General features: G+C 37.3%; 23 protein-coding genes and 1 riboswitch. Of the genes, 2 read left to right on the forward strand and 21 right to left on the reverse strand.

The window, feature by feature from the left end:
* Positions 1 to 3 precede the first annotated feature (3 nt).
* The 18 genes from C7958_RS08570 to C7958_RS08655 all read right to left on the reverse strand — a co-directional run bounded on the left by C7958_RS08570 (position 4) and on the right by C7958_RS08655 (position 20,229).
* On the reverse strand, positions 4 to 1,536 hold the full coding sequence (locus C7958_RS08570; protein WP_111572264.1) for a complex I subunit 5 family protein: 1,533 nt from the start codon (positions 1,534 to 1,536) through the stop codon (positions 4 to 6).
* 3 nt (positions 1,537 to 1,539) lie between these two features.
* Complete coding sequence (locus C7958_RS08575) at positions 1,540 to 3,075, reverse strand: complex I subunit 5 family protein (RefSeq protein WP_111572265.1); 1,536 nt, start codon at positions 3,073 to 3,075, stop codon at positions 1,540 to 1,542.
* The gene (locus C7958_RS08580) at positions 3,075 to 3,410 is read right to left on the reverse strand and encodes a sodium:proton antiporter (protein ID WP_111572266.1); all 336 of its coding nucleotides are present in this window, start codon (positions 3,408 to 3,410) and stop codon (positions 3,075 to 3,077) included. The genes C7958_RS08575 and C7958_RS08580 overlap by 1 nt, the downstream gene beginning before the upstream one ends.
* The gene (gene mbhE / locus C7958_RS08585) at positions 3,410 to 4,129 is read right to left on the reverse strand and encodes a hydrogen gas-evolving membrane-bound hydrogenase subunit E (protein WP_111572267.1); all 720 of its coding nucleotides are present in this window, start codon (positions 4,127 to 4,129) and stop codon (positions 3,410 to 3,412) included. The genes C7958_RS08580 and mbhE overlap by 1 nt, the downstream gene beginning before the upstream one ends.
* 22 nt (positions 4,130 to 4,151) lie before the next feature.
* On the reverse strand, positions 4,152 to 4,394 hold the full coding sequence (locus tag C7958_RS08590; protein WP_111572268.1) for a Na(+)/H(+) antiporter subunit B: 243 nt from the start codon (positions 4,392 to 4,394) through the stop codon (positions 4,152 to 4,154).
* The gene (gene mnhG / locus C7958_RS08595) at positions 4,394 to 4,735 is read right to left on the reverse strand and encodes a monovalent cation/H(+) antiporter subunit G (protein WP_111572269.1); all 342 of its coding nucleotides are present in this window, start codon (positions 4,733 to 4,735) and stop codon (positions 4,394 to 4,396) included. The genes C7958_RS08590 and mnhG overlap by 1 nt, the downstream gene beginning before the upstream one ends.
* Positions 4,735 to 4,992 (reverse strand): monovalent cation/H+ antiporter complex subunit F, encoded by a 258-nt coding sequence (locus tag C7958_RS08600; RefSeq protein WP_111572270.1) that lies wholly within the window; start codon positions 4,990 to 4,992, stop codon positions 4,735 to 4,737. The genes mnhG and C7958_RS08600 overlap by 1 nt, the downstream gene beginning before the upstream one ends.
* Positions 4,989 to 5,495: a Na+/H+ antiporter subunit E gene (locus C7958_RS08605; RefSeq protein ID WP_111572271.1), complete on the reverse strand. Its 507-nt coding sequence runs from the start codon at positions 5,493 to 5,495 to the stop codon at positions 4,989 to 4,991. The genes C7958_RS08600 and C7958_RS08605 overlap by 4 nt, the downstream gene beginning before the upstream one ends.
* A 17-nt stretch (positions 5,496 to 5,512) precedes the next feature.
* Positions 5,513 to 6,679 carry an iron-containing alcohol dehydrogenase gene (locus C7958_RS08610; RefSeq protein ID WP_111572272.1) on the reverse strand — a complete coding sequence of 389 codons (1,167 nt, stop codon included), beginning with the start codon at positions 6,677 to 6,679 and terminating at the stop codon, positions 5,513 to 5,515.
* A 181-nt stretch (positions 6,680 to 6,860) separates the two neighbouring features.
* Complete coding sequence (locus C7958_RS08615) at positions 6,861 to 7,778, reverse strand: glycerophosphodiester phosphodiesterase family protein (RefSeq protein ID WP_243834316.1); 918 nt, start codon at positions 7,776 to 7,778, stop codon at positions 6,861 to 6,863.
* A 134-nt stretch (positions 7,779 to 7,912) separates the two neighbouring features.
* A complete protein-coding gene (locus tag C7958_RS08620) occupies positions 7,913 to 9,814 on the reverse strand; it encodes an LTA synthase family protein (RefSeq protein WP_111572274.1) in 1,902 nt (633 codons plus the stop codon).
* Positions 9,815 to 9,995: 181 nt separating this feature from the next.
* Positions 9,996 to 12,131, reverse strand: coding sequence for a glycoside hydrolase family 95 protein (locus C7958_RS08625; protein ID WP_111572275.1), 2,136 nt, complete (start codon positions 12,129 to 12,131; stop codon positions 9,996 to 9,998).
* Between the two features lie 333 nt (positions 12,132 to 12,464).
* Positions 12,465 to 13,745, reverse strand: a complete 1,281-nt coding sequence (gene larA / locus C7958_RS08630) for a nickel-dependent lactate racemase (protein WP_111572315.1) — start codon at positions 13,743 to 13,745, stop codon at positions 12,465 to 12,467.
* 117 nt (positions 13,746 to 13,862) lie between these two features.
* Positions 13,863 to 15,281, reverse strand: a complete 1,419-nt coding sequence (locus C7958_RS08635) for an FAD-binding oxidoreductase (protein ID WP_111572276.1) — start codon at positions 15,279 to 15,281, stop codon at positions 13,863 to 13,865.
* A complete protein-coding gene (locus C7958_RS08640) occupies positions 15,281 to 16,273 on the reverse strand; it encodes an electron transfer flavoprotein subunit alpha/FixB family protein (RefSeq protein ID WP_111572277.1) in 993 nt (330 codons plus the stop codon). Before C7958_RS08640 ends, C7958_RS08635 begins: the two co-directional genes overlap by 1 nt.
* 12 nt (positions 16,274 to 16,285) lie before the next feature.
* Complete coding sequence (locus C7958_RS08645) at positions 16,286 to 17,122, reverse strand: electron transfer flavoprotein subunit beta/FixA family protein (protein WP_111572278.1); 837 nt, start codon at positions 17,120 to 17,122, stop codon at positions 16,286 to 16,288.
* Between the two features lie 151 nt (positions 17,123 to 17,273).
* A complete protein-coding gene (locus tag C7958_RS08650; RefSeq protein ID WP_111572279.1) occupies positions 17,274 to 18,944 on the reverse strand; it encodes an L-lactate permease in 1,671 nt (556 codons plus the stop codon).
* 574 nt (positions 18,945 to 19,518) lie between these two features.
* On the reverse strand, positions 19,519 to 20,229 hold the full coding sequence (locus tag C7958_RS08655; RefSeq protein ID WP_111572280.1) for a FadR/GntR family transcriptional regulator: 711 nt from the start codon (positions 20,227 to 20,229) through the stop codon (positions 19,519 to 19,521).
* 161 nt (positions 20,230 to 20,390) lie between these two features.
* On the opposite strand from C7958_RS08655, the gene C7958_RS08660 reads away from it, so the two are divergent.
* Together C7958_RS08660 and C7958_RS08665 are read left to right on the forward strand one after the other, a co-directional pair.
* Entirely contained in the window at positions 20,391 to 21,524 is a 1,134-nt protein-coding gene (locus tag C7958_RS08660) for an MBL fold metallo-hydrolase (RefSeq protein WP_111572281.1), read from the forward strand.
* Positions 21,525 to 21,562: 38 nt separating this feature from the next.
* Positions 21,563 to 21,781, forward strand: a complete 219-nt coding sequence (locus tag C7958_RS08665; RefSeq protein WP_111572282.1) for a DUF3006 family protein — start codon at positions 21,563 to 21,565, stop codon at positions 21,779 to 21,781.
* A gap of 57 nt (positions 21,782 to 21,838) precedes the next feature.
* On the opposite strand, the gene C7958_RS08670 is transcribed toward C7958_RS08665, so the two are convergent.
* The 3 genes from C7958_RS08670 to C7958_RS08680 all read right to left on the reverse strand — a co-directional run bounded on the left by C7958_RS08670 (position 21,839) and on the right by C7958_RS08680 (position 25,788).
* Complete coding sequence (locus C7958_RS08670) at positions 21,839 to 22,351, reverse strand: hypothetical protein (protein ID WP_111572283.1); 513 nt, start codon at positions 22,349 to 22,351, stop codon at positions 21,839 to 21,841.
* 11 nt (positions 22,352 to 22,362) lie between these two features.
* A riboswitch (cyclic di-GMP riboswitch) is annotated at positions 22,363 to 22,438 on the reverse strand.
* Positions 22,439 to 22,613: 175 nt separating this feature from the next.
* Positions 22,614 to 23,756 carry an iron-containing alcohol dehydrogenase gene (locus tag C7958_RS08675; RefSeq protein ID WP_111572284.1) on the reverse strand — a complete coding sequence of 381 codons (1,143 nt, stop codon included), beginning with the start codon at positions 23,754 to 23,756 and terminating at the stop codon, positions 22,614 to 22,616.
* A gap of 673 nt (positions 23,757 to 24,429) precedes the next feature.
* The gene (locus C7958_RS08680) at positions 24,430 to 25,788 is read right to left on the reverse strand and encodes an alkaline phosphatase (protein WP_208320748.1); all 1,359 of its coding nucleotides are present in this window, start codon (positions 25,786 to 25,788) and stop codon (positions 24,430 to 24,432) included.
* Positions 25,789 to 25,799: the final 11 nt, after the last annotated feature.

Raw genomic sequence — 25,799 nt, forward strand, 5'->3', positions numbered from 1 at the left:
ACTCTAACCTCCCAACACTAATTCTATATATCTTTCTACATTCATAATGCTCTCAATTGACATTCTAAGTGGTAAATCAAAAAATCTAAAACCAAGTCCAAAGCCAACAATAATTGCTGTATAGGCATAGGTAATAAAGCTGACAATTTTTTCTCTGTATAAAACTGACAAAAGAGGTCTGCTGTAAATTTCTTCTCTTAAGTCATCCTCAGTTAATTTAACCTCTTCAAACCCTTTGGCTATGTAACGTAAATAATAGATAACAGCTGTCAGACTGCCAAAAATAACAATAAAGGCACCAAAATAACTGCGGGCCTCCAGAAAAGCCATTAAAACATACCATTTGCTGGCAAAACCAAGCAGGGGCGGCATTCCAATCATACTTAAAAGGAGGGCTATAAAAGCAATAAATACTGATCTGTTTCGTAAGCCTACTCCCTTAAAATCTCGATAGGCATGGGAACGAGTATACTGAAGCAGATAACCACAGGCTACAAAAAGTCCGGCCTTCATAAACATGTGGCTGATAATATGGAGCAGGCCTCCATAAAAACCGGCATCAGTATTCAGCATAATTACTGCTGTAATCATTCCAATATGGCCGATGCTGGAATAACCCAACAGCCGCTTAATATTATTGGACTGCAGGGCAAAAACATGACCAAAAAAGGAAGAAAGCAGAGCCAGATCAAGCAGCAGCACATTTAAATTTAAAGCCACCAGGGTTTCAAAACCAATTACAGTCCAGAAAAGCCTGATAAAAATATATAGATAAACCTTTGACAGCACACCTGATAAAACCGCAGTCACCGGTGAAGGTGCAGTATCATAACTTTTGGGCAGCCAGAACAGAAAAGGAAATATCCCCATTTTGATTAGAATTGCTGTCAGAAAAATAGCTGAAATAAAAAGTTGAATCCCGCTTTCCAGGGAAGCAAAATTTTGAGAGATATCTGCCATATTTAGAGTTCCCAGATTGAAATAAATCAAAAGCACACCCAGGAAAAAAAGCAGCCCGGCCAGAACATTATAAATTAAATATTTAATTGCTGCCGCACTGGCTTCCTGGCTTCTTTTAAAACCAATCAGCGCACCTGAAGTTATAGTCAGCATCTCTATAAAAACATAAATATTAAACATATCTGCAGTTAAAACAACCCCCATCGAGGCAGCTGTTATTAAAAAATAAAGCACATAATATTTACCCTCGTGGTGTCCAATATAACCAATAGAATAAATAACTATCAGAAAAAGGCTTACAGCTGTAATTACAGCAAATAAAAGACTCAGACCATCCATTGCCAGAGTAATCCCAAGTGGTGGATGCCAGCCTCCAAGATAATACTGCAGAAAAAAATCTCCCTCTCTGAGGCTTTGAAAGTTATTTATTATAATACTTATAATTAAATATGATTCCAGTAAAATTCCGAGCAATACAAAAAAGCGCCTTAATTTAGCATTAATCAGATCAATAAAGGGAATCAAAAAGGCCGTACCCAGAGGAACTAAAATCAAAAATAAAATTCTAATATCCATTAATCAACCTCCCAGAACAAGCTCAATATATTTCTGCGGATTTAACAGTTCAAAAATTGCTGTATTAATTGGCATTTCAAAGATTTTATAACTCAGGCCAAAGAAAATAATCAGCAGGGTAAAAAGATAGATAACATTTTTCATGATATTTGTAGATTTAAAGAATGCTTTTAAAGAAATCAGTTCTTCCCGCAGAGTTTTGCTCTCTGTTTTTACGGTCTCATAGGCCTGCGAAATATAACGCAGATAATAAATAAGGGCAATTATACTCCCGGCTCCAACTACAAATGCACCAAAATAATGACGGGCTTCTAAAAAAGCAAGCAGTACAAACCACTTACTGACAAAACCAATCAGCGGCGGCATTCCAATTGTTCCCAGACAAATAATTATAAAAGAAATAAAGACCAGCCTGTTTTTATGTCCAATTCCTTTCAGGTCATCTATATGATGAGAAAGGGTCGTTCTGAGCAGATAGCCGCTGCTTAAAAAGAGCCCGGACTTCATCAGCATGTGGGCAATAATATGCAGCAGACCTCCATAAAAGGCCGCTTCTGTATTCAGCATTAATACTGCTAAAATCATACCTATATGACCGATGCTTGAATAAGCAAGCATTTTCTTTAATTCGTCTGCCTGCAGGGCAAAAACATGGCCGATCAGGCTGGAAACTAAGGCCAGATCCAGCACAAAAGCACTTAAATGCAGCTCCACTAAAAAATCAAAGGCAATCATCGTCCAGAATAAACGCATAAATATGTAAAGGTAAACCTTTAACAGCACTCCCGAAAGCAGAGCACTGATCGGTGCCGGACAGGCACTGTGAGCCCGGGGCAGCCAGAAATGAATCGGGAAAATCCCCAGCTTAATCAGCACGGCCAGCAGAAAGAAAATAATAATTGTTAACTGCATCGGTGTAGAAATCAGACCGAAATTTTCAGCTACTGCAGCCATTTTCAGAGTTCCCAGGTTAAAATAAATCAGGATAATTGAAATAAAGAAAAATACGCCCCCGGTAATTCCATAAAATAAATACTGCATCGCAGCTCTGGTCGTCTTCTCTGTTTTATTAAAAGAAATTAAAGGAGTTGTAAAAATCGTGATAGCCTCAATAAATAAATACAATGTAAAAAGATCTGCAGTTAAAATACTGCCCTGAATCGAAGCTAAAACCAGAAAAAAGAGAGCAAAATATCGATTTTCCTTATCTCTAATATACTGGGTTGAAAAAATGACTATTAAAAATACAACCGCTGTCACAATTAAAGAAAATAAAAGGCTTAGATTATCCATTGCAAAATTAATTACAAACGGACTATCACTATAACCCATCGTGGACTGCAGAAAAAAATCAGAGTTTTTAACTGCTTCAAAATTAAATATAAATAGTGAAAAGACTAAATAAAGCTCGACACCTGCTCCGACAACTGCCAGAGAATTTCGAGCTCGCTGATTAAAAGCAGAACTAAAATACATAATCACTGCTAAGCCAGCCGGCAGCACAATCAATAAAATAAGTTCAATATTCATCCAGCTCATCAGTCATTCAGCCCCTCTATTTTCTCTCGATCAATAGTACCACTAAATTTATTTAATTCTATAATTAGGGTTAAAAGTAAAGCAGCTGTACTGGCTCCAATTACAATTCCGGTTAAAGTCAGGGCCTGGGGGACTGGATCATTAAACTTTGTCATTTCTTCTCCCATTTTATGAATCGCTACTTCTCCCCCAATATCAGAAAAAGAAATAACCCAGAAAAAAACAGCTGCTTCCATTAGATTTAAACCGATTACATTTTTAATTAAGTTTGTTTTCATAACCAGAGCGTAAAAACCAATCATAAAGAGGATAATAAAAACTAAATTAGTAAACATTAAAAATCCTCCTCAAAAGTTTTTTGAATCATACTGTAGAAAATAATAGCCAGTCCTGCACCAACTTTAAAACCTACCCCGATATTAATATAGGGAATACTGCCGGCAGAAATCAGAGTCCCTGTTTCTGCAGTTAAAAAACCTAAATTATGCAAAAAGGCACCTTCCATAAATATTCCTGCCAGACCCAGACCTAAAAAAGTCAGAGCTCCACCTGTCTCCAGAGCAGTCTTAGTCTGGGGACTGTAGCGTCGGTAGTCAAAGGCACTACCATAAACAATACTAAAAATAATTGAAATAGCAGCCAGAATTACTCCTCCCTGAAAACCTCCACCAGGTGTTAAGTGGCCGTGGGTAATAACATAAAGACCAAACAGGGCAATAAATGGAGTCATAATCCCTAAGGTTCTTTTGACAATAAAAGACAGCCCTTTTGAAGAAACAGGCAGCATTTTCCGGGATAAAATAAGGACAATCCCACTGACCGCTCCAAAAATAACCGTACTCTCTCCCAGTGAATCAAAAGCACGATAATCATAAAGAACCGCAGTAATTAGGTTAAGAGAACCTGTATCCTTAAGTCCGGATTCAATTATATAATTAGAAAGGCCTACATTTAAGCCTTCATATCCAGGCATCAAAGAAAAATTTTGATAAAGGGCAAAAGCAACTCCTGCCAGCACCACTGAGATTAAAGTTTTTTTCATTAATTTATTCAAGCTTTCCACCTCCGGCTGAGTTTCAGTCGGAATCTCCATGTCTAATCTGACTGATTGCACTCATAAAGATTGCTGTATTTAGTCCAGCCCCAATAACTGCTTCTGCTAAAGCTACATCTGCAGCTTTATGGAGCAGATATAGAGCTGTTAAAATTAAAGAAAATATAGATAAAAAAATTATAGAAATCAGTTCTTCATCAAAACGCACCGCCATCAAAGCTGAAAAAACTAAAAAAACAACTAAAATTATCTCAAGCACTGCCATTAAACATCTCTCCCCAGATAATCAGAATAAGCATCAATCTCATATTCTTTTGGTAGAGCAATCTCTCTTTTGTAAGAAGCCCTGGCAATAGCGTGAGTTGCCATCGGATTGGAAAAAAGAAAAAAGATCCCAATCAAAATAATTTTGGCACTTAAAAAGAAATCCCAGACATAAATTGCAGTACCCATGGTCACTAAAACTGCAGATATTGTCAGCACCACAGCTCCAGCATGAATCCGGGTATAGACATCAGGAAATCTCAGCAGCCCCAGTACAGTTACTATTGCAAAAGCGGATCCAGTTATCATTAAAAAATAGGCAGCTATTAATCTAATTGGCATTATCTATACAGCTCCCCGTGTTCAAAGTATTTAGCATAAATCAACATATCAATAAATAACAAAACAGCATAAGCCAGCACAATATCTACCAGTAAACTAATATCATATTCTAAAGCAATCATCAGCATCACCAGAGACATAAAAATTCCAATTGTATCAGCACCGATCAGCCTGTCTGTAATAGTCGGTCCCACAACTACTCTGTAAGAGACTATGATTGAAAGTATAGTGAAAAAAATAGCAAAGCCCATAATCATCTAAAAATCACTCCTACCCAGCGCTCAAAACGAGCAATTATTTTCTTTTTCATCTCAGCCTCTTCCACTGTTTCTACATCAATCCAGTGAATATAGTAGGCACTTTCGCTTCGATCATAATCGAGAGTTAATGTTCCTGGAGTTAAAGTAATTAGATTGGCCAGCAGACTCAAACCCGTAATATCGGTCAGTTCAGTCTTTACTTTTACGATCCCAGGATTAAAGGAAGGATTTTTTTCAAAAACATGTTTAGATACTTTGAGGGCAGCGGTTATTGCTTCATAAAAAAATACAGGAATAAATAATAATAAAAGTGCCAGCTTCCGCAGATAGTGATACCAGGGAAGTTTGCGGTGAACTTCCCTGAAAAGCATATCACTAAAAAATAAGGTTACCAGAAGTGAAGCTGCACTGCCTATTATTAAAACATCTACCGTGATTCTTCCTGCAAAAATAAACCAGACAATTAATAAAAAGATAAAGGCAGAAAATTTCTGCAGCATTTAAACACCTCCAACCATTATTTTAACGCACTCTTATAAATCTTTAAGACATCTTCTTTACCTAATTTAACAAAATTACCAATCGGGCCATTTTCAGTAGCCTTTTCAGCCATTTCTTCCAGACGGTCAGCAGGAATCTCAAGTTCCTCTAAAGTAACCGGGAGGCCAATTGAGCTAAAGAATTCCTTTGTCTTTTTAATTCCCTGACGGGCAGTCCATTCTAAATCTTTAAAATCAGGTTCTACATCCCAGACCCGCACCGCAAACTGGGCAAAACGCTCCAGATCATGCTGATAAACATAGTTCATCCAGGCCAGGAAAACAACTGCCAGACCAGCGCCATGGGCAACATCGTAAATTCCACTCAACTCATGTTCTATACCGTGGGAGGACCAGTCTTCTTCTCTGCCGGTACCTAAAAGATTATTGTGGGCAATTGTACCTGTCCACATAATCTCAGCCCGGGCCGCATAATCTTCATTATTCTCCAGTGCTTGGGGCACATTCTTAATAATTGTTTTTAAAGCTGACTCGGATAATCTATCTGTTAGTTCTACATTTTCGGTATTGGTAAAATATCTCTCCATAATGTGAGCCATAATATCTGCTGCCCCACAGGCTGTCTGATAATCCGGCAGGGTAAAGGTAAGCTCGGGATTCATAATTGCAAACTGAGGTCTAATTAAATCAGATCCAATATCCCTTTTATACATTCCCTCCATTTTTGTTACTACCGCAGCTCCACTGGATTCACTTCCAGCAGCAGGAATAGTTAAAACAACTCCAATCGGCAGAGCTTCATTAATTTCTGCTTCTCTGGTAAAGAAATCCCAGACATCACCATCATAAAAATAACCAACAGCAATTGCCTTGGCAGAATCAATAACACTTCCTCCACCAACAGCCAAGATAAAATCTACTTTTTCTTCCCTGGCCAGCTCAATCCCTTCTTTAACCAGTGACAGTTTGGGGTTAGCTTCCACTCCACCCAGCTCAACATAGTCAACACCGGCCTTTTCCAGAGATTTAACTACTTTATCATAGGTTCCATATTTTTTAATGCTGCCGCCACCATAATGAAGCAGCACCTTATATCCATGTTCGGCTGTATGTTCCCCAACTTCTTTTTCTGTATCTTTACCAAAAATAATTTTTGTAGTGTTTTGAAAAGTAAAATTTTCCATAATAAATAACCTCCCGCTAATTTGATTCTTAAATGAATAAAAACTGAATTAAATCAAAACTGATGCTTAAAATTAAAACTGAGTTTTTAAATTCTTCCCCTGAAAATGTTTTCAGACTAGAAATAGTTACTTATTTAGATTATATCATAACCTTTTTACATAATTCCATTAATTATAGAAATTAGTTAGAATTATTTTCTCGATTTTCATCATCTGCCGCAGATTCTTCATTTTCCCCGTCAGAATCTTCATCTTCTTCCAGCAGTTCTCCCCCGAGTTCTCCTACATTTTCTCCAAATTCCTGAACTCTATTATAAAAATTGGTCAGCAGTTCCGGGCGATCGGTCACATAACCATCTGCACTAAACCAGGAAAATATTTTAAGCTGCCAGGAGCGGTTAATTACATAGGGAAATACAAATAAGCCTCTTTTGTGAGCAGCCCCAATATACCAGGGGAAACTCACATGACCTTTAGGTCCAATTCCATCGGCAACTTCCTCGGTTATATCAAGCCAGCCCTGCCAGCGCCTGGGCGAAACAAAATTTCTTCTGGTCAGCAAAATTCGGGGAGACTCCGGTCTTAATTCGGAAAGCCTCTGTAAAGCCGCCGGGGAAAAGGAAAGAAAAAGAATCCGGGGAGGCTCAGCTTCTGCCTCAAAAATTTCATTTTCTTCCAGGGCAGCTGCAATTTCTTTTTCAATTCCTTCATATAAATAGGGACTTTTTAGCTCGAGTGCAAGTCCAACCCCCGTATTCACAGGATCTACAAAGTCCAGTACTTCTTCTAAAGTAAGTATTGTCAGCTGACTGTAGGAATCTCTGGCCCGCTGAGGATGGCTGATATTAAACCAGGCACCATAATTTAAACTCTTAAGTTCCTCTAAAGTGAAATTCTGCAGTTCATAATTTTCTCGCTCCGGAAACACGGTTTTAGCATTGGTTAAACGCAGGAGATTGGTGTCATGAAAAATAACCAGCTCCTCATCTTTAGTCCACTGTACATCGAGCTCAATGTAGTCAATTCCGCTTTCGAGCGCAGTTTTAATTGCAGGAAGAGTTGACTCAGGGGCTGTATATGATGCCCCCCGGTGAGCCACCAGCACAGGATAATCAAAATTATATTTTTCAATAATTTCTTTTCCCAGTCTAGAAGGTCGAATTAAATAATAAAATTCAAAATAAATAAAGGCAAGTATTAAAATTATGGCCGAAACAATTATAAAGTATTTAATTATTCCACCTCCCTGAATATTTCTCCCTGATTAATAATAAATATACTGCGCATATAATTGATGATTTCAGATAACTGCTCTATTTTCTGCTCCGAAAAAGTAATTTCTCTTTCCTGGTCTTTTAAATGACCAACCTTAATCAAATTATCAAGTTCCTTGATAAATAACTGTCCATCTTTTAGAATATGGGGAGTCTCATGTAAAAATAAGATTGGATCTTCCTGTTCTAAAAATAATGATTTACCGACAAACTGTTCCGGCAGCTCCTGAAACCCTAATAAATCCAGCACTGTCGGGGCAATATCAGTTGTAGTGCCCTCGCGCTCAAAAATAGAGTTCCCAAGCTGTGGGTGTTTAATAAACAAAGGAATATGATAGGGAACTTTAACATTGCGCCAGAGGGTGAAATCGCGTCCGGACTCGTATTCTAAAGTTTTAATTTCCGACTCATGATCAGAATAGATTACTAAAAGAGTATTATCCATGACACCTGCAGTTTCCAGCTTAGAAATAAAATTCTCTAAAGCTCGATCTGTAAAGTTAATAGACTTAAAGTAATTTTGAACCAGATTGTTGCCCACTTCTGCAAAATCTCCTACAGCATTTTTCGGGTAAAACTGAAAAGGGGTATGGCTGGTCAGGGAAATTAAATAAGCAAAAAATGGCTGCTCCTCTGCTGCCGCATTTTTGAGCTGTTCAGCTGCTGAAGCAAAGAAATCATAATCATTAATTCCCAGACCTCTCTGCTCAGGAATCGGATAAATTTCTTCTTCAAAATTACGCTGGCTGTAAAAGTGATCAAAACCCAGATCGGGATAGGCTTCAGCTCGATTAAAAAAGTTGCGATCATTATTGTGAAAAGCCAGGGTTTGATAATTTTCTGCTTTTAATAATTTAGGCAGTGATTGGAAAGCACTTAAGTCAATATCTCTAAAGACATAACTCCGATTAACCGGATAAAGTGAAGTCAGAGTTGATAAATCGGCATCAAAACTGCCGTTAACTTTTTGGGCATAAAAATTTTCAAAATATAAACTTTCATCTTTTAAATCATTTAAAAATGGTGTGATTTCTTTACCCTGCTGTCTGTAATCCACTATTTTAGCATCCAGTGATTCAACCTGAATTAAAATTACATTTGTATTTTCCGGCAGAGTCTGGGTCCCACTCAGCTGTTTCTGCTTTTCATAATAAGGTATATTTTCAAGCTCAGGCCGCGGTTTTTCTTCCTCCCGGCTTAAATAACTGTAAGCCTCAATTGCATAAACAGGTAAGATGCCGTAAACTGAAGCCAGATAAGAACTTCCCGTTTGATAAAGTTCAGCCGGACTTTTTTCTCCCAGAATAAAGCTGCCTGCTGCAACCTGGAGCAGCAGCAAAAAAACAATCAGAGCATAAACTCCTGTCTTTTTAAGCGGCAGTTTTGCCATCGATTTTCCCCAGAAACCCCACTCTGCTGTTAATTCTAAATCAGGAAGAGAATTAAATCCTCCCAGACCTAAAAGGGCCAGATCTAGAATAATGATAATATCTCTAAATCTAAAAATATGGGTAAATAAGACCTGGTACATCGAAAATGAGCCTGTACCTTCTCCCGAGAAAATATCACTAATGCTTAAAAAATTGCCAAAATAATGGTTATACCAGTAATTTGCGAGAAAGAAAAAACTAAATATAAAAAGCATGAAAAACAACCTCTGTCTTATCTTTTTAGAAATAAGCAGAGGCTCAATGAATTTTAAATAAAAAATTGCAAAAAATAAGTTGCGAATAATCACTGCTGTCAGAGAAGGTGCATAAAATATCTGCAGCATTAAATAATTATATTTTATAATAAAGGCCAGGAAAAGTATCAGAGATAAATATCGCAGACGCTTCTCCAGTTTAAAATTACTTAACAATTAAACTCCTCCTGAATGTTAATAGAATGTTAACTTCTTTCAAATTTATCATATCAGAAATTAAAGTTGATGAAAAGTAATTTTTTAACAAGGAAGAGGGTACCGGGTACCTGGGAAATTATTCCAATAGATAAATCTTTTTTTGAAAAGGAATAACTTTCCAGGTACCCGGTACATTAATTTAATAGATCTGATAATCATCCAGCTCACCATTGCTCCAGCTAATATCAATAGTTTTTCCCTTCTTAATTCTCAGACCTTTGACATGTCCATTTTCAAACTCTTCCGGTAAGGCAGGTAATATCTTAACTTCATCATTTCTATCCTGAACCAGCATATTTGCAATTCCTGCAATCCCGCCAAAATTACCGTCAATCTGAAAAGGAGGATGGGCATCCCAGAGATTATCATAGCTGGAACGAGTCAATAAGGTCTTTAAATATTTAAATGCGTTCTCACTATCACCCAGCACAGCAAAAACATTTATAACCCAGGCACAGCTCCAACCTGTATGTCCCCCACCATTTTCCAGGCGTTCCAATAAAGAAATCCGGGAAGCTTCTTTCAGTATATTATCTTCAGCAAATATTTCTGAAGGAAAAAGTCCATAAAGATGAGAAATATGACGATGTCCAGGCTCACACTCTTCAAACTCCTGATGCCATTCCAGCAGCTGACCCTTACTTCCGATTTTAAAAGTTGATAAACGATCCAATCTTTCTGTTATTTCTGCTAAAATATCATCTTCAATTTCTAATATTACACATATTTTTTTAAAATTACCAAAAACTTCTCGAATCAGAGCCAGATCCATAGCAGTTGAGACTGCAACTGCACTGCTGCCCCCTTTTTTAGTCTTAAATCTATTTTCTGGAGAAGTTGAAGGACAGGTTATATATTCTCCATCATATTCAAAAGTCCAGTCCAGCAGAAATAAGGCCGCCTCTCTTAATAAAGGATAGACTCTCTTTCTCAGGAATTCCCGGTCAGGATTATATTCATAATGCTTAAAAAACTCGCTTACCAGCCAGGCACCTCCCATAGGCCACATTGACCAGGTTGCAGACTGCTCCCGGGCTTTTTCTCCTCCATAAACTATACCAACCGGATTTGTATTACACCAGTAATCTGCATTATGATGGTGAGTGAAACCTCTGCAGTTATAATGAATTTGGGCTGTTTTCTTTCCAGCTTCAGCTATCTTCTCTACGAAATTTAGATATGGTTCAAGGCATTCCTCTAAATTACAGTTCTGCACAGGCCAGTAGTTCATCTCTACATTGATATTTGTTGTCCAGTTACAGCTCCATGGTGCTCTAAGTTCCCAGCTCCAGATCCCCTGCAAATTAGCCGGCAGACTCCCTTCTCTGGAAGAACTTATCAGTAAGTATCTTCCATACTGAAAGTACAGTGCGTATAAAGCATTATCTTTTTTACCAGCACGCAATTTTTTTAGCCTCAAATCTGTTGGCAGCTTTATATCTTCGCCAAGATATAATTCTACCTTATCATAAATACTTTTGTAATCTTTAATATGTATTTGCTTTAATTGCTCATAATCCAGATTCTGATCATATTGAGCTTCTTTAACTGCTGAGAAAGCGAGTACAACCTTAGATGCACCGCTTATATCCATAGAATTAGCTCCCACTTCTAAAGAACCATTACAGGAGATAACTTTTAGCTCAGCCTGATATTCCATTCCTTTATCTCCCTGAATAATAGAATTGCCATCACTGTCTATATAAGAAGGGTCAACATGTTCAGGGCATTTACCATTTATTTTGAGACCAGTATTATTATATCTGCAATTGTATACCATTTGTGAATCAAAACTTAAAGAAAAGTTTAGTTCTGACTGATCACAGCTGAGCTTAATAAATATCGCCCCGGCAGGATAGCTGGCAAAATATTCCCGCCTGTAATTATTTTCATCAACCTGATAACTAACACTGGCAGTAGAACTATCAATATCAAGTGATCGCTCATAGTTTTTTATTTTCCTGCTGTGCTCAAAATTTATAAACAGATCTCCAAGCGGCATATATGATTCATTATATTCTCCCAGCATATTTTTTTCTATCAATTTTTCTGCTGCCTGATAGTCTTCATTTAAAATTAACTGCCTTACTTTTTCTAAATACTGAGCAGCACCAGTGTTGTTTTTATCACGATAATAACCAGACCAGAGGCTTTCTTCATTCAAGCCCAGATGCTCTTTTTTAGCTCCTCCCCAGATCATTGCTCCCAGACTGCCATTACCAATAACTAATGTATCTTCCCATTTTTGAGCAGATCTTTTATAATATAATCTCAATTAAACCATTCCCTCTTTATATTTATTATTTATTAACTGTGATTTTTACTTAATTATTTTCATGTATAAATTTATACATTTGATATTGGACTCCTCAGGTGATCATCAGTTAAAATATTTGGCATAAAACTTTTAAGTCTTAAGAGATAATTGTACTAATATTTTAATATTCCTTTATAACCTTTAATTTTTATATAAATATAATAAGTAGTTATTATAGCAGTGACAAAAAAAGAAATCAGAGCAATTAAAAAACCAGATAGTTAAATAAAACCATCTGGCCAAGTTGAAAATATTTAATCCTACTGAATATTTTTTTAACAATGAGTAAATTTAACTTCTCACGATTACTGAAACCCCATCAGGGATTGCTGTAATTGAAGGCTTTTTACTTTCAACCAAGCTTTCTGCTTTCTCAACTGCTTGATTAAGATCTGCAGCCCAGTCCATCCCCATCTCTTCTACAATATTTCTCTTTTCGGGATCTGTAATCATAATTACTTTAAACTTAATCATAATTCGAGCCAGAATCTGGGTTTCCCACTGATCGGGAACTGTTTCTTTGCGTCCCCGGGCCAGAATCTGATCCATAATTTCCTGCACAGTTTCTGTTTCTTTAAATGTACGATAAAATTCTTCTCCTCCATGACCGTCAGAACATTCTGCAGCAATTATGATTACTCCACCTTCTTTACAGGTAGCTTCTGCTGCTGTCATTCCCTTAACTGACTGATAAATATTTTGATCAAGTGGATAACCACCATTGCTGGTAATTACAATCTCAGCAAGTTTAGCATTAACTCCGGCCAGAGAATCAACAAATTCGGTTCCCTTAAGATGAGCTTTTTCGCGGTGGCCGGCAAAAGCATTGATCACTTTCTTTTCCGCATCAATGACTACATTTAAAATGAAGGCCAGTCCTGCTGCTTCAGCTGCATACAGCATATCCTGATGCATTGGATTGCCTTCTAAATTACCTGTTCTGGCATTGTCACTGTCGATAAACTCTGCACAGTGGTTGGCCAGAACTGTAGTTTTACTGGCCACACCGGGAAGCACACTTTTGCGTCCACCAGAAAAGCCGGCGAAAAAGTGAGGCTCAATAAAACCCTCAGCAACTAATAAATCAGCTTCTACTGCTGTTTTATTTAAAATCATATCTCCCCCGGAGGGCAGCTGGCCTAAATTTACCATCTGAGATTCGTCCCGGCTGTCATGCATTTCAATATTTACACTGTCAACTATCTGATCACCATACTTGTTCCGCAGTTCCTCATCAGTTGAAGCCCGATGAAAACCGGTCGCCACTAAAATTGTAATTTCTGCTTCCGGAGCAGTTTTCCTGATTTCTTCCAACAGGACCGGCATTGTGATCTGGCTGGGCACCGGTCTTGTATGATCACTGGAGATTATTACAATCTCTTTTTTTCCCCGGGCCAGCTCTGACAATCTCTGACTGCCAATTGGATTTGCCACTGCCTCTTTTACAATTTCCGTTTCCGATTTTTCTGCTTCAAATTGATGGGCCAGGGAGACTAAAACTCCCTGCAGCCTTTCAGCTTCTACTTTGAGTTCTAACTCCTTTCTTCCAAAAGGAAATTTAATCTGTTTCATCTTAAAATTCACTTCCTTTTTAAATGGTACCGGGTACTTGGAAAATAACTCCATTTTGCAGGCGAGTTTTTTAATCTTTTCAGGAATTATTTTCCAAGTACCCGGTTCCATAACATTTTATTCTAAATCAAAAATCTTACCTGGATTCATAATATTATTTGGATCAAAGGCTTTTTTGATTCCTCGCATTAAGTTAAGCTCGGCCGGATCCAGCATCATTTCCATATACTTTTTACGTTTAGAACCAATACCGTGTTCACCACTTAAAGTACCTCCAAGTTCTTTAGTTGCTCTGTATAAATCTTCCAGAGCCTTTTCTTCAATCTCAAACCATTTTTCCATGGAATGATCAGGATTTTTAACTAAGGTAGCATGTAAGTTACCATCACCGGCATGCCCGTAACAGGGAACCTTGATCTCATATTTTTCACTGATCTCATCTAAATAAGGCATCAATTTGGGAATATTGGCAGTTGGAACCACAATATCCTCCAGACTCTGATGCGGACTGACAACTTTAAAGGCTTCAGCAATATTGCGGCGTACACTCCAGATCCGCTCCCGGGTGGTGTGGTTATCAGCAACATAAACCTCGATTGCATCATTATCCAGACAGAGTTCACCAATTGTCTCACTATCTGCGTTCACTACATCTTCTTTATTTCCATCAACCTCTATTAAAAGCATAGCACCTGCTTCCTGATAGGGCAAATGCTCATTTAAATATTCACAGGAAGTCTTAACCGAAAGCTTATCCATAAATTCAATACTGGTCGGGATAATTCTTCCTTCTGTCATAATTTTGGGTACTGTAGAAATAGCTGTGGCCTCATCCTTAAAGAGTGCCAGCAGTCCTACCCGCTGAGTTGGTTTAGGGAGTAGTTTAATAATTGCTTTGGTTACTATACCCAGGGTACCCTCGGAGCCTACAATCAGCTGTTTTAAATCATAACCGGTTACATCTTTAACTCGCTTACCACCCAGCTGCACAATATCTCCCGTTGGAGTTACAACTTCCAGCCCCATTACATAGCGGCCGGTAACACCATATTTAACCGCCTTACCGCCACCGGCATTTTCGGCAATATTACCTCCGAGAAAACAGGTTTCTACACTCATTGGATAGCCGGCAAAAAAGAGCCCGCTTTCTTCAAGCATTTCATTAACACTATTGGTAATTACACCCGGTTCTAAAACCATCATTAAATTATCATAATCAATTTCTATAACTTCATCCATATTCTCCACGGAGACTACAATCCCTCCGTGGTCTGGAATTGCTCCCCCGGAAAGTCCACTGCGGGCTCCGGATGGAGTTACCGGAATCAACTCTCTATTGGCCAGCTTCATTACTGCTGCAATTTCTTCCGCAGTATTTGGAGTTAAGACAACCTCGGGCATGTGGCCATACTGTTCGGCCGGGGTTTCATCATGAGAATACGCTTCAATTTTTTCCTCATCTGTCATTACATTTTTTTCGCCAACAATTTCTCTTAGTTCTGCTAAAATTTCCTCAGTTACAGGATTATATTTCATTATTTTACCTCCTCAGCCAGCTGCTTGTTCAGTTCAGGTACAATTTCAAATAAGTCGCCCACGATTCCAAAGTCTGATACCTTAAAAATATCTGCATCGGGATCTGCGTTGATTGCAATTATATTTTCGGAAGTCTTCATTCCAGCCAGATGCTGAATAGCACCAGAAATTCCAATTGCAAAATAGAGTTTAGGGGTAACTGTTTTACCACTTAAACCTACCTGATAGGGATAGCTGATCCAGTCTCTATCAACTGCATCCCGGGAAGCACCAACTGCTCCCTCAAAATAGCCGGCAAGCTCTCTAATCATAGCAAAGTTTTCACCCTTTTTCATTCCCTTACCTCCAGCTGCAACTACATCCTGGATATTAACCGCATCACCCTCGTTTTTACGGAAACCGAGCTTTTTGACTCTACCATCTAAGAGTGAGCTGTCAAGTTTAAGATGAACTATCTCACCGGTCCGGCTCTCATCTTTTGCGGCTGGTTTGGTTGAATGTGGTCTCACTGTCGCCATCTGAGGTCTGTGGTTAGGTGATTTAATTGTAGCCAGAATATTACCACCAATCGCTGGTCTGGTCTGCAGCAAATTGCCTGTATCTTCTTCGATATCTAATTCAGTACAGTCAGCTGTCAGGCCTGCATCTGTTTTAATTGCTACATAGGGCATTACCGTTCTCCCCATTGAAGTTGCTGCCGCCAGAATAATCTCCGGCTTATATTCTGCAATTAAATCCTGCAGAACATTACTGTAGTTTTCAACAATAAAGTCCTTTAAAGCGGGGGCATTCATCAATAATACCTTATCAGCTCCACTTTTAATCAATTCTTCTGCCTGCTGATCGCTAATCTGATCACCCAGAATAACTGAAACCAGTTCTTCATCCAATTTATCTGCTAATTTGCGCCCTCTGCTTAATAACTCAAATGACACTTCTTTAATTTCCCCATCTCTTGCTTCTCCAAGAGTCCATACACCTTTGTACTCCATTTATATACCCTCCTATACTAATTCTTTTGCTTTTAAGTAGTCAATTAATTTAGATACTGCCTCTTCTACTTTACCATCTTCTCTGACATCGATAATTGTTCCACCTCTGGTTACCTTGGGGTGGTCAATGTTTACCACTCTGGTCGGTGAACCCTGTAAACCAAGGTATTCCTGATTCAGATCAAGGTTTCCTAGATTCCACTGTGGAATTTCAACCTTGCGTGAGCGCTGCTTTCCTCTTAAGGTTGGCAGACGCGGAAATGAAATTTCTTTAACAACTGTCAGTAAAGCCGGCAGCGGCAGTTCAAGTTTTTCGTAGCCGTCTTCTACCATTCTCTCAACTATAATCGAATCCTGTTCTACATTAGTATAATTGACTTCTTCGTCCTCAACTAAATTTAGATCGACTACCTTAGAAGTATAGGTCGAAAGTGTGAGGTCAAGCCAGGAAGCAATACCGGGGCCAACCTGGCCGGTGTCTCCATCTGTTGCTCTTTCTCCTGCTAAAATTAAATCAAAATCGCCAATTTCGCGGATTGCTTCCGATAAGGCGTACGAGGTGGCCCAGGTATCTGAACCTGCAAATTCTCTCCCCGAAAGTAAAATACCATCATCACAGCCCATGGCAATTGCTTCTTTTAAAGCTTTGTCAGCACTTGGTGGCCCCATTGTAATCACCGTAATTTTACCACCATATTCTTCTTTCAGCTGAATACCTGTTTCAATTGCATAAAGGTCAAGCGGATTAATAATACTTTCTACCCCTTCTCGTTTCATTGTCCCTGTCTCTTCATCCATTTTTACATTACTTGTCTCTGGAACCTGTTTAATTGGAATAACTATATTCAATTTCTTTACCTCCCTGTGTAAAATTCATTTTGGTTTGATGGTCAGACCACTATTCCATATTTATAATTCTTCTTCAACTCTAAAATTCCTGCAAAATTAAATATTTTACACTACTGAAGTTTCAAAAAGCTCCAGCAGTGCTTATTTCAGGCTAAAATATACCCGGGATAAAAAAGAGCGTTATGATCCAGGCCAGTGCTCCGGCGGTTAAACCATAAAAAAGTGCAACCGGCAGGTTTTTGCGGATAATAAGTCCTTCTTTCCCAACCAGTCCAACTGTTGTCGCTGCTGCCACCACATTATGGATACAGATCATATTACCTGCTGCTCCTCCAAGCGCCTGCAGGGCAAGAATTGGAGTCACTGCTGTTCCAGAAGCTACTGCGGTTCCATACTGAAAAGGACCAAACATAATATCCGAAGTAGTATTACTTCCAGATATAAAGGCTCCCAAGATACCAACAAGTGGTGCAACCAGATACCAGATTGAGCCAAGTGTAGCTGCTGCAAATTCTGCCATCACAATTAACATGGAATTTTCTCCAGTTGCTCCACCGGAGTTCATCATAATATAAACCATACCCAGCGCAAAGAAAAGTGCAATCGCAGCCGGCTTAATCATCTTAAATGTTTCCTTCCAGGCTTCTCTGGTTTTGCCGCTGTCCAGACCATGTAAACTCGGAATTAAAAGGGCAACAAAGATAAAGGGAAAGATTCCTGGATTATAAAAGGGAGTAATTACCCTTCCAATCCCTGTCCCAAAAATATCTCTCCAGCCTATAGTCCAGCTCTGCAGCAGTGGAGTTAGATTAAAGATTTCTAATCTACCTACCAGTAAAATTAAGCCAATTAAAGCATATGGTAACCAGGCTTTAAAAGTACTTACCTGTTTTTGAGCAGCATCTACATCCTGCTCACCTGCTTTAATCTCACCTTCCCAGTCTTCTCCCCACTGATCGTGAGAGGGAAAATCCCATTTGTCTTTCGGCACCAGAAATCCTTTAGAAATCGCAAATATAAAGAGCGGCAGTGCGATTAAAGATCCCAGCAGTGATGGAAGTTCTGGCCCCACAAAATAGGCTATAGAAAACTGAAAAACTGTAAATACAAAACCTCCAAATAAGGCTAAAGGTAAAACTTCTAAACCTTTTTTAAATGAGCCGTCTACAATTTTGGTCATTAATAAAACAATGATCAGCGGAATAAACGAACCAACTAAAAAATGTAAGAGTGCAGAAAAAGCACCAATATTGTGTAAAAATTGAGTAAATTCAATCGTTCCCCCCATTGACTGGATAGGAAATTCGATCAGATTCTCTAAAGCAGCAAAGCCTCCCCAGATCGGAACTCCAACAGCGCCAAAGGTTACAGCAGTACTATCTGCAATCAGAGCAGAAGTTGCTGCAATTAAGGGTGGAAAACCCATTCCCACTAAAAGTGGTGCCGCCACTGCTGCAGGTGTTCCAAAACCTGCTGCTCCTTCAAAAAATGAGCCCATTAACCAGGCAATAATTATTACCTGTACTCTTCTATCAACTGAAATTGTAGTCATAGAATGAGAAATGCCATATACTCCTCCACTTTTTTTCATTAACTGTAAAATAAGTAGAGCCCCAAAAACTATAAGTAAAATACTAAGTGCATTGATTACTCCTCCAATTGTGGCTGCAGATAACCATCTAACAGGCATTCCCCAGCCTATAGCGGCTATAATTAAAGCACTGAGCCAGCCAAAAGGCATTGCCTTACTTGCAGGCCACATGTAACCAATCATTAAAACACCAACAATAATAATAGGTAAAGCAGCTAAAAGAGCTAACATAAATTCCTCCTTATAAAATTGTCTGTTCATTATTAACAGATTATATAAAGAAGAAATTTCTAATAAAAATTATCAGCTATAAGAATTTTCTCCACCTCCAATTTTCTTATCCAGCATATTGTTTGATGGTCTGACCATCAGTACTCTATTATATTATTTCAACACTCAAAGCATTATACCTGCCTTCATTTCGCGCTATTCGCAATTGTCTGATAAGTAAAAATTTCACAATGTGATCTTTGTCTATACTCCGGAGTTCTTATTGTTCATAATTGTCATAAAATTTGAAATAGTTGTTAAGCAGTCTCAAATTATGATCTAATCTAGTTTTAGCTATTTAATCACCTTTAACAGCTTTTAATAGTTATAAACAGCAAAATAGAGACGAATAATTATTCTAAATATCACAAAATTAGCTGATTAAATCTTTATTTTCACATTTAAATGCAAAAAAATCCACCTCGGCAGGCGGATTTTAGATGTTAATTCATTATTTTTATTAAATTTACATTATATGCTATTAATTATTTTGATATTTCTCGTCTCATCTTGCTAATTTAAACAAATTTATAACTTAACCTTCAATTTCTTTATTGATTAATTTTTCTACATAATCTAAATGATTTCGCATTTCTGCTCCAGCTTTTTTTGGATCATGATTCTTTAAAGCCTTAAAGATCTGCTGATGCTGTTCGGCAAATTGAGTCATAGTTTCCTCTTTGGAGACCAGTTTAGTTCTTGTATTCTTGATATGAAAATCCATTGCTTCCGAAATAGAACGCATAAAAAACAGCAGTACTTTATTTCCACTGGCCCGGGCTATAGTATAATGAAACATTTTATCTGCCTTAATACTTTCTTCTTCATAACCAGAACTGGAAAGCAGATCATCAATATATAAGCCCATCTCTTCAATTTCTGCTGCGGTGGCCCTTTCTGCTGCCAGTTTAACACAGTCAATCTCCAAAACTCTTCTTAATTCCAATAATTCTTCCGCCACATTATCATTTAGAAGCAAAATGAGAGAAAGTGGATTAAAAAAGTCTTCATCAAAAGAATCACGGATAAAAGTTCCCTCACCCGGCCTGCTTTCGATCAATCCGATCATTTCCAGAGCACTAAAAGCCTCCCTGATTGAAGCCCGGCTGACCCCCAGATCTTTTTTCAATTGTCTTTCTGAAGGCAGTTTATCCCCTTTTTTTAGTTCACCCTCATAAATCAATTCTCGTATTTGCTCAATAATCTGTTCATAGACTTTATTATTTTTAATCTGTTTAAATTCCATTATCTTTCCTCCAAAAATTAAATTGTTAAATTTTTCTTAATATAAGTATACATCGCCGACAGAGCTTTTTCAATTAATAAGCAGGTTTATCAGTAAAAATATAGAAATAATAGAATAAGAATTAATTTATTTTAAAAAAATTATTGTAAAGGAGAAAAATTATGAATAAAAATAAATTGACCTTATTTCTGCTGCTGCTTTCCTTAATCCTTATTTTCACTTTAAATACAACCGCTGAAAATTTAAAAATACATTTTATTGATGTTGGGCAGGGAGATTCAATTTTGATTGAAGAAGTCGGAGGGCAAAATATTTTGGTTGATGGTGGTGACCGGGCAGACAAAATTACAGCCGGAATAATAAATTATCTCAGGGATCAAAATGTAAAAAAATTGGATTATTTGATCAGCACTCATCCTCATGCTGACCACATTGGTGGTCTGGTTGATATAATTGACAGCTTTGAAGTTGGAACTGTGCTGGACAGCGGTAAAGTCCATACCTCTAAAACCTATGAGAATTATTTAATCAAAATTGATCAGGAAAACATTAATTTTGAAACTCCTCGCCGGGGAGATAAATTTAAAATTGGAGAAAGCGAACTCCACTTTTTACATCCCGAGCAGAATTTAGAGGCATATGATTTAAATAATTCCTCACTGGTCTTTCTGCTTGAATTTAGGCAGCAGAACTTTTTATTTACTGGAGATATTGAAGCAGAAGTAGAAAGAAAACTGCTTGCCGAAAATCCCGAACTCAAAGTTGATATAATTAAAGTTCCACATCACGGAAGTAAGACTTCCAGTTTTGCCGGCTGGATAAAAAGTATTCAACCAGAGACTGCAGTAATCCAGGTCGGAGAAAATCATTACGGCCATCCTGCAGCAAAAATTATTGAACTTTATCAAAGTCAGGGTGCCCGGGTTTTCAGAAATGATTTAAATGGTAATATTGTAGTTACCGCTGACGGCAAAAATTATACTGTAAAAGTTGATCAGAGCACAGATAATAGCAGGACCGGCACAAAAACCAATACTAAAAATGAAAATACTTCTGCAGAGAAAATAAAATCAAAATCAAAAAATAAGGCTGACAGCAGCAATTTAATCAATATCAATACAGCCAGCGCTGCTGTTTTGGACCAACTCTGGGGGATCGGGCCGGCAACTGCAGAAAAAATTATACACTACCGCGAGAAAAATGGACTTTTTACCCAAATTGAAGAAATAAAAAAAGTTGATGGAATTGATGATGGTAAATTTGGACGCTGGTATGATAAAATTACAGTAGAGTGAAACAATTAAACATTAAAATGATATGAAAGGATGATTTGATGAAGGTAACAGTTGATAAAATTGAAAATGGAAAGGCCAGACTTTTAATTAGACCTCAGGAAAAGGAAGATTTTTTGCTGCCAGTTGAAGAACTTCCAGCTAAAACAGCAGAAGGCAGTATTTTAGAAATTAACTTTGAACTCAAAGAAGCTGAAAAAAAAGCTGCCGAAAAAAGAGTCAGCAGCCTTTTAGATAAGCTTAAGAACAAAAAGAGCTGAACAATATCAGCTCTTCTTTTTTATTAAAATTTAATTGTAGTTTAATTTAATTCTCATTTAATACACTTCTGGAGCAAGACTGTGTCTTAAATCAAGAGCTAGATTATTAACTGCAGCTATCGAACTCTGATCCAGAACAAATTTCAGATCAAAAGTTATTCTCTGCTCACCATTTTCTCCATTAAATTTAGCTGTTGTGGAATTTAAATTCTGCCAGTCATAATCACTCTGACCACTTTTTCTAATCATAGCATTAGAATTTAAATTTCTATTATTTAAGCGCAGATGCCAGTCAGCATTACTTAAAACTTCAATAGTTAGAGCTTCTTCTAAAATTATTTCTCTGCTGCCATTATAATTATCCATCAAAAATGCATAATTAATATTTGGTTCTTCGATAATTTCAAGTCTCTGGAAAATAGGGATATTAACCTTTACTGCAATTCTGGCTTCGCGTTTAAGCTGCTGTCCTTTATCAGAAGCCGCCTCAACCAAATCAGCTGTAGCTAAAAGACTTAAGAACAAAAAGACAAAAATCATAACACCACTAAATCTAAACTTAAATTTCATTATTTCCTCCTTTTAGCAGCCGGCTATCTCAAGTTGAGATCCTCAGCTTTGTGCCCCTACCTCACGATAAGTTTACCTTTATTAAAAAGAGCTATTAACCCTTCTATGTAACTTTATTATATCAAGATAAGTAAATTTTTGTCAAGTTATATTTTGGGCTATAAGAGGTTTTTTATTTTAAAATAGATATAATAAAAACCCTTTCTATCAATATATTCAAAATTGATAGAAAGGGTTAGGTTTTGTAGCCAGGTTTTAAACTTTACTTCCCAAAAAATGATTTCTGGTAGATCTCTTTCATGTCAGCCACTGAGGGGTCTCTGGGATTAGTTAGGGTACATGGATCCTGAAGCGCATTTTTAGACATTCTGTCCAAAATTTCTTCAAAATCTTCTGTAGTAAACTGAGCATCTTCAATTTCATTGAAAGAAGCTGGAATATTTAAACTTTTATTTAAATCTCTAATTGCATCTGCTAAACTATCAATTCCTAAAGTTTTTTCGATAGCTGCAAATTTATCAGCTGCAGACTCATAATTAAATTCAATTACATAAGGTAATAATATTGCATTTGCTAAGCCATGAGTTACATTTAGTTCCCCACCAATTTTATGAGCTAAACTATGAATGATTCCCAGAGATGAATTAGAAAATGCCATTCCCGCGATTGTAGAAGCATTATGCATTTTATCTCTTGCTTCCATATTATCACCATTTTTATAGGCTTCTGGTAAGAATTCAAAAACCAATTCAATTGCTTTTAATGCAAGAGCATCTGTGTAATCACTTGCATTAGTAGAAGCAAAAGATTCTACTGCATGTGCCAGAACATCCAGACCAGTATTGGCTGTAATGTGAGGCGGCATTGTAGCTGGGATAGCGGGATCTACAATTGCAACATCAGGTATGATTTCTGAAGAAACAATTGGATATTTAATTTTCTTTTTTGTGTCAGTAATTACAGAAAAGGCTGTGATTTCAGATGCAGTTCCACTGGTAGAAGGAATGGCGATAAAAGTCGCCTTATTTCTTAATTGGGGAATCGAACCTACTTCAATGATATCCTCAAAGTCCAGATCTGGATGTTCATAGAAGACCCACATAATTTTTGCAGCATCCATAGTGGAACCTCCACCAAGAGCAATTACTAAATCAGGTTCAAATTCTAACATTGTTTTTTTCCCTCTCAGTACAGTTTCAACAGAGGGATTAGCTTCAACTCCATCAATTACAGTGGTCTCTATTTCAGCTTCAGCCAATTTTGCCTCAGTCTTAGCCAAAAACCCTAATTCTTCCATTACTCCTTCATCAGTAACAATGGCAGCTTTTTTACTATCTAACTGAGATAAATAATCTAAAGCATCTTTATCAAAATGAATTGCCTTTGGAACTAAAAATGATTTCATAATTTAACATCTCCTCATAAAATTTTATAATATATATAACCAAGTTAGTCACTATTAATTACATCTTGTGAATATTATAACATGACTTTTTTTAAAGTCAATTATTTTGCATGTAAATCAAAAATTATATTTTTAAATATGAAAACTCTTAAAATAAAAACTGCCCACCTCAGCCAAAAATGGATTTTAGCAGCCAGTTAAGGAATTAATATTTACAGCTGCGAACATTTGCGCTTTAGCTCTTTCAAGATTAGCTGCCCTTTCATCAGGATATTCAATTCCAAAATTAAAAGTGATCACTCAACTCTGATTGAAAATTCTGATTTTATTGCTTATCATCACCTTCTTTAAATTCAAAGAGCACAAGTTTATTTCCGCATTTTTCACATTTTTCTTCCTTAATTCTTTTTCTACTGCGTGCTGTATAATATTTTTCTCCACAACTTTAACATTTTAGGTGAACAGGCATAATATCCCCCCAAAAATATTCCCTGCTTCTCCTGTTTCTTATTAAAATTATTATAGCATAAATCAAATTTATAATAAAATTAATTTTTACTCAAACAGCATATTTTTCCAATTTTTTGTCGTATTTTGTAGAAAAAAAGCGGCAAACCCTCGCATGAGAGTCTACCGCTTTCAATTAATTGTGTTTATAACTTCTAATATTTAATTAGGGACGCATTGATTCAAATAGGAAATCAGCAAATTCGGTATTCTGCATCATTCCATTAAATACTTCTGCTCCTTCTCCATAAGCAAAGATTGGGACTGAGTTAAGTGTGTGTCCACCAGTGGAGGAATTAGCTCTGATTTCTGTGTTAACTACTCCTGCCTGATATTCGTTGGCAATAATAGAGCCAATTTCATATCCTACAAGATAAGCGTACTTGATATTGCCATCTTCATCTAAAATTAGATCATTAAATCTGGCAACTTCTGCGTCAGTTAAAGAAATATTTGCATATTCTTCAAATACTGACTTCACACTATCTACAGTATATCCATCTCCATTTTCCTTAACTGTCATCTGAGAAGCCATATATTCTGGAGAAACATCGATATTCATTAAAGCTTCCTTATTAATTGGTTCAGTTACAGAAAAACCAAGAGTTTCATGGTCAGCGGTTACAATAACAAGAGTGTCTCCATTTTCTTCAGCAAAATCCATAGCCACTTTAACACTGGCATCAAAATCAAGTGTTTCTGCTACAACACCAGGAACATCTGCGGCATGGGCTGCGTGGTCAATCCTGGCACCTTCTGCCATTAAGAAAAATCCATCTTCATCTTCAGAAAGTACTTCAATTGCCTTTTTAGTCATTGCTTCCATTGAAGGTTCATTTGAATCAACATCATCACGATCATTAACATAGTTCATATATGAATCATTAAATAAACCAAGAAGTTTTCCATTCATGGCAATTACCTTTTCTAGTTGAGTTTTATCAGATACATACTGATAACCATTTTCTTTTGCCTTAGCAATTAAATCTTCACCGGCTTTTTCTTCCATAAAGTCTTCCCGGCCGCCACCAAGCATTACATCCACCTCATTATTAATAGCCTGTTTGGCAATTTCAGCTCCCATACCTCTGTCTTCAACTGAGGCAATAAAGGCAGCTGGAGTAGCATCTGTAACCATATTAGTACTGATTACACCTGTAGCTTTGTTTCTAACCTGGGCAAAGTCTAATACAGAATCCAGCTCTGCACCGCTTTCATTCATGGCAATTGCACCATTATATACCTTATGGCCTGTTGCCATTGCAGTACCTGCTGCAGCTGAATCTGTAACTCCTTCAGTAGAACTGGTCATCATAATACCAGTTTCAGGCAGCTTCATTAATTCTAGCTCATGATCTTTGTCACCAGCAAGATAGCGAGTCATATCAATCTGACCGATTCCGAGGCCATCACCAATAAGTAGGATGACATTTTTAACATCGGCCTGTGCTGCTGCTGTAAAAACAAGAGCAAAAACCATAAAGAGTGATACAACCAGCATTAATCTTTTTGACTTTTTAAGCATAAATTTAAACT

Origin of the sequence: Halanaerobium saccharolyticum (assembly GCF_003259895.1) — a bacterium.
Classification (GTDB): domain Bacteria; phylum Bacillota; class Halanaerobiia; order Halanaerobiales; family Halanaerobiaceae; genus Halanaerobium; species Halanaerobium saccharolyticum_A.